The sequence below is a fragment of the Phenylobacterium sp. genome (assembly GCF_030693805.1).
Classification (GTDB): domain Bacteria; phylum Pseudomonadota; class Alphaproteobacteria; order Caulobacterales; family Caulobacteraceae; genus Phenylobacterium.
Window position 1 is genome coordinate 1 of record NZ_JAUXZW010000321.1, and the last position, 4,258, is coordinate 4,258.

At 70.8% G+C, this 4,258-nt stretch carries 5 protein-coding genes; 4 read left to right on the forward strand and 1 reads right to left on the reverse strand.

Annotation, left to right across the window (positions count from 1 at the left end; translation table 11 throughout):
• Positions 1 to 815 (forward strand): site-specific DNA-methyltransferase (locus Q8M88_RS12560; protein ID WP_305597497.1); only part of this gene is annotated, 815 nt, incomplete at its 5' end.
• Between the two features lie 11 nt (positions 816 to 826).
• Here the strand turns inward: Q8M88_RS12560 and mutY are convergent.
• Positions 827 to 1,873, reverse strand: a complete 1,047-nt coding sequence (gene mutY, locus Q8M88_RS12565; RefSeq protein WP_305597498.1) for an A/G-specific adenine glycosylase — start codon at positions 1,871 to 1,873, stop codon at positions 827 to 829.
• A gap of 65 nt (positions 1,874 to 1,938) precedes the next feature.
• Between mutY and Q8M88_RS12570 the strand changes: the two genes are divergently transcribed.
• The 3 genes from Q8M88_RS12570 to Q8M88_RS12580 all read left to right on the forward strand — a co-directional run.
• On the forward strand, positions 1,939 to 2,475 hold the full coding sequence (locus Q8M88_RS12570; RefSeq protein WP_305597499.1) for a DUF721 domain-containing protein: 537 nt from the start codon (positions 1,939 to 1,941) through the stop codon (positions 2,473 to 2,475).
• A gap of 130 nt (positions 2,476 to 2,605) precedes the next feature.
• Positions 2,606 to 3,232 carry a DsbA family protein gene (locus tag Q8M88_RS12575; protein ID WP_305597500.1) on the forward strand — a complete coding sequence of 209 codons (627 nt, stop codon included), beginning with the start codon at positions 2,606 to 2,608 and terminating at the stop codon, positions 3,230 to 3,232.
• A 12-nt stretch (positions 3,233 to 3,244) separates the two neighbouring features.
• Positions 3,245 to 4,258 (forward strand): AAA family ATPase (locus Q8M88_RS12580; RefSeq protein ID WP_305597501.1); only part of this gene is annotated, 1,014 nt, incomplete at its 3' end.

The window sequence follows — 4,258 nt, forward strand, 5'->3', positions numbered from 1 at the left end:
TGATCGGCAGCTACCACAATATCTTCCGCATCGGCACGGCGCTGCAGGACCAGGGCTTCTGGCTGCTGAACGACATCGTCTGGCGCAAATCGAACCCGATGCCGAACTTCCGCGGCAAGCGCTTCACCAACGCCCACGAGACGCTGATCTGGGCCGCCAAGGCGCGCGGCGCCAGGCGCTACACCTTCAACTACGACGCCATGAAGATGGCCAATGACGAACTGCAGATGCGTTCGGACTGGACCATCCCGCTGTGCACCGGCGAGGAGCGGCTGAAGGACGAGAACGGGGTCAAGGCGCACCCGACCCAGAAGCCGGAATCCCTGCTGCACCGGCTGATCTTGGCCTCGACCAAGCCGGGCGACGTGATCCTCGATCCGTTCTTCGGCACCGGCACCACCGGGGCCGCGGCCAAGCGGCTGGGCCGCCGCTTCATCGGCATCGAGCGCGAAAGCGCCTACATCAAAGTGGCCACCCGCCGCATCGCCCTGGTCACGCCCGCCACGGCCGACGAGATCCAGGTCACCACCTCCAAGCGCGCCGAGCCGCGCGTGCCGTTCGGCCAGATCGTCGAAGCGGGTCTGCTGCGCGCCGGCGACGTACTGTACTGCGCCAAGGGCAAGACCTCGGCCCGCGTGCGCGCCGACGGCAGCCTGGCGGTTGGCGCGGTGACCGGTTCGATCCACAAGGTCGGTGCGATGGTGCAGTCGGCGCCCGCCTGCAACGGCTGGACCTACTGGCACTTCAAGACCGATGCAGGTCTCGCCCCCATCGACACCCTGCGCGCCAAGGTCCGCTCCGAGATCGCGGCTTAGGGGTCGAGCGCCTAGAGCAGGTTGTCCAGGCCGGCGCGGGCGGCTTTCAGGAACACGCTGGGCAAGGCTCCGAGGTCGCGGGTCGGCGTCCAGATCAGATCCTCCGCGTCGCCTCGCGCACGCAGCACCCGCAAGCCCAGGCTGAAGTGGGTGAACACGTGCTCCACTTCGCCGGCGGCGCGCCAGTCGGCGTCGGCCGGCGCGGCTGCGAGCGCCTCGGCCTCGCTCCAAGGCGTCGCGCGCCAGTCGCTGGTCGGCAGGGCCAGCATGCCGCCCAGAAGACCGCGCGGCGGACGCCTGACCAGTCCCACCTGGTCTCCCTGCGTCAGCAGATAGGCGATGCCGAAGCGGTGCGGCCGCGCCGCCTTCGCTGACTTTCGCGGATACGACTCCGGCGCGCCGCCGGCCAGAGCGGCGCAGAAGCCCGCCACCGGACAGCGCTCGCACAGCGGCGACTTCGGCCGGCAGATCGTCGCGCCCAGGTCCATCAGCGCCTGCGCCCAGTCGCCGGGACGCTCCGCCGTCACCAGTTCGCCGGCCAGCCGTTTGAGCTCGGGCTTGGCGTCCGGCAGCGCCGTCTCCACGGCGAACAGCCGGGCCATCACTCGCTCGACATTGCCGTCGACGACGTTGGCGGGCCGGTCGAAAGCGATCGCGGCGACCGCGGCGGCGGTATAGGCGCCGACGCCGGGAAGCGCGCGCAGGCCCTCCTCGGTGTCGGGGAAGATGCCGCCATGCGCCTGGGCCACCGCCCGCGCGCAGGCCAGCAGGTTGCGGGCCCGGGCGTAGTAGCCAAGCCCCGCCCAGGCGGCCATCACCTGGCCGTCGTCCTCAGCCGCCAGGGCGCGGGCGTCCGGCCAGCGTTGAGTGAACGACAGGAAGTACGGCGTCGCGTGCGGCACGGTCGTCTGCTGCAGCATCACCTCGGACAACCAGATGCGGTACGGATCGGCGCGCACGCCCTGGGCATGATCGGCCGGTCCCACGCGCCACGGCAGCGCCCGCGCATGGGCGTCGTACCAGGCCAGCAGGCTGGCGCGCAGGCGGTCACGATCCACGCGCCATCGCCTAGCCCATCGCGGCGCTCGGCGGGAGGGGGCCGATGTTGTAGGCTCGTCAGGTCATGAGCCGTTCCCTGCCGACCCGCGACGAAGCGATCCGCATCCTGGCGGCCAAACGCACCCGACCGGTGCGTCGCGCCCCGCCCACTGCCGGGCGCTCGCTGAACAAGCTGGTGCGCGAGCTGGACGGTCGCTTCGGCCAGGGGCCCGGCGCGCTGCAGGCCCGCTGGCGCGAGATCGTCGGCGAACAGATCGCCAGGCGCACAGAGCCGGTGAAGCTGACCCGCAAGCGCGCCGGAAGCGCCGCGGCGTTGGAGATCCGCGTCGCCGGCCCGGCCGCCGCGATCATCCAGCATCAGGCCCCGGAAATCCTGGCGCGGGTCAACCTGTTCCTGGGCGAGGGCGCGGTGGACAAGCTGCGCATCGTCCAGGGGCCGTTGCGCGCCGCCGCTACGCCATCGGCCGCGCGACGCAAGCCGCCGCCGCTGGACGCCGCCAAGGAAGCCGAACTGGCGCGCGGCATGGAGACCGTGGCGGACAGTCCGCTGAAGGCCGCCTTGCTGGCGCTGGGCCGGGGCGTCATGCGCCGCGAGCGTTGAGCGCAAACGAAGCCCTTCAGATCGCCGCGCAGGCGGACTAAAAGCCGCGGGGCCGGCTTTCAGCGACGCTGGGCGACGGCGCGCGGGGAATCGCGCTTTAATCCGTCACGAAACATCCGAAGGCTTGTCCATGCGTACGACCAACCGCCGCCTGATGATCCTCGCCGCGCTCGCCGCTGGTGCGCTGGCCCTCGCGGCCTGCGACCGCGGCGCCAAGCCCGGCGCAGTCAACGCCGCCGATATGTCGCTGGGCGACCCCGCCGCCAAGATCAAGATGGTCGAGTACGCCTCGCCCACCTGTCCGCACTGCGCCCGGTTCAGCACCGACGTCTTCCCGGCGTTCAAGGCGAAGTACATCGACACCGGCAAGGTGCACTACACGTTCAAGGAATTCCTCACGCCGCCCAACGACGTGGCGGCCGCCTCTTTCCTGCTCGCGCGCTGCGCCGGCAAGGACAAGTATTTCACTGTCCTCGACACCATCTTCCGCAGCCAGCAGGAGATGTTCGGCGGCGCGGAGACGCCCCGCGACGTGCTGCTGCGCATCGCCCAGTCGTCGGGCATGAGCGAGCAGCAGTTCACCGCCTGCGTCGGCGACGAGGCCTCGCTGAAGGCGCTGAACGAGCGCGTCGACAAGGCCATCAAGGTCGACAAGATCAACTCCACGCCCACCTTCCTGATCGACGGCAAGAAGATCAAGGAAGGCGAGATCAGCCTGACCGAACTCGACGCCGCCGTCGCCGCAGCGGGGAAGTAGCGCTCAACGCCCATGCATTTCCAGCGCCTGCGGATCTCGGGCTTCAAGTCCTTCGTCGAACCGACGGAGTTACGCATCGAGCCTGGAATCACCGGCGTGGTCGGCCCCAACGGCTGCGGCAAGTCCAACATCCTCGAGGCTCTGCGCTGGGTGATGGGGGCCAACTCCGCCAAGGCGATGCGAGCCGGCGGCATGGACGACGTGATCTTCTCAGGCTCCGGAAGCCGGCCCTCGCGCAACCACGCCGAGGTGGCGCTGACCATCGACAACGCCGACCGCAAGGCCCCGGCGGCGTTCAACGCCGACCCGGTGCTGGAGGTTGTGCGCCGCATCGACCGCGGGGCGGGTTCGACCTACCGCATCAACGGCCGCGAGGTGCGCGCCCGCGACGTGCAACTGCTGTTCGCCGACGCCTCGACAGGCTCCAACTCGCCGGCCCTGGTGCGCCAGGGTCAGATCTCCGAGCTGATCTCCGCCAAGCCGCAGAACCGCCGGCTGATCCTGGAAGAGGCCGCGGGCGTCGCCGGGCTGCACACGCGTCGCCATGAGGCGGAGCTGCGGCTGCGCGCCGCGGAGACCAACCTCGCCCGGCTAGACGACGTGGCTCGTGAGCTGGAGGGCGCGCTGGCGCGGCTGAGGCGAGAGGCGCGCGCCGCCGAGCGCTACAAGAAACTCGCCGCAGAGATCCGAAGCCTGCAGGGCGCGCTGGCCTACGTCCGCTGGGCCGAGGCCAAGGCCGCCGCCGAGACGCTGATGGGTGAAGGCGAGGCCGCCGCGCGCACTGTCGAGGAGGCGGCCCGCACCGCGGCGGCCGCGACCACCCGCGCCGCCGCGGCCGAGGAGGCGATCAAGCCGCTGCGCGAGGCCGAGACCATCGCCGCCGCCGTGCTCCATCGCCTGGCTATCGACAAGGACCGGCTGGAGCGCGAGGCCGAGGCCCAGGCCTCCGAGCTCGAACGGCTGGCCGCCGACCTCGTCCGCCTGGGCGCCGACCAGGCGCGAGAGGCGCAGATCGTCGAGGACGCG

Bases quoted from the DNA above. Each gene is read 5' to 3' on its own strand.
- Q8M88_RS12570 (WP_305597499.1), top strand. From the start codon at position 1,939: ATGAGCCGTTCCCTGCCGACCCGCGACGAAGCGATCCGCATCCTGGCG.
- Q8M88_RS12575 (WP_305597500.1), top strand. From the start codon at position 2,606: ATGCGTACGACCAACCGCCGCCTGATGATCCTCGCCGCGCTCGCCGCT.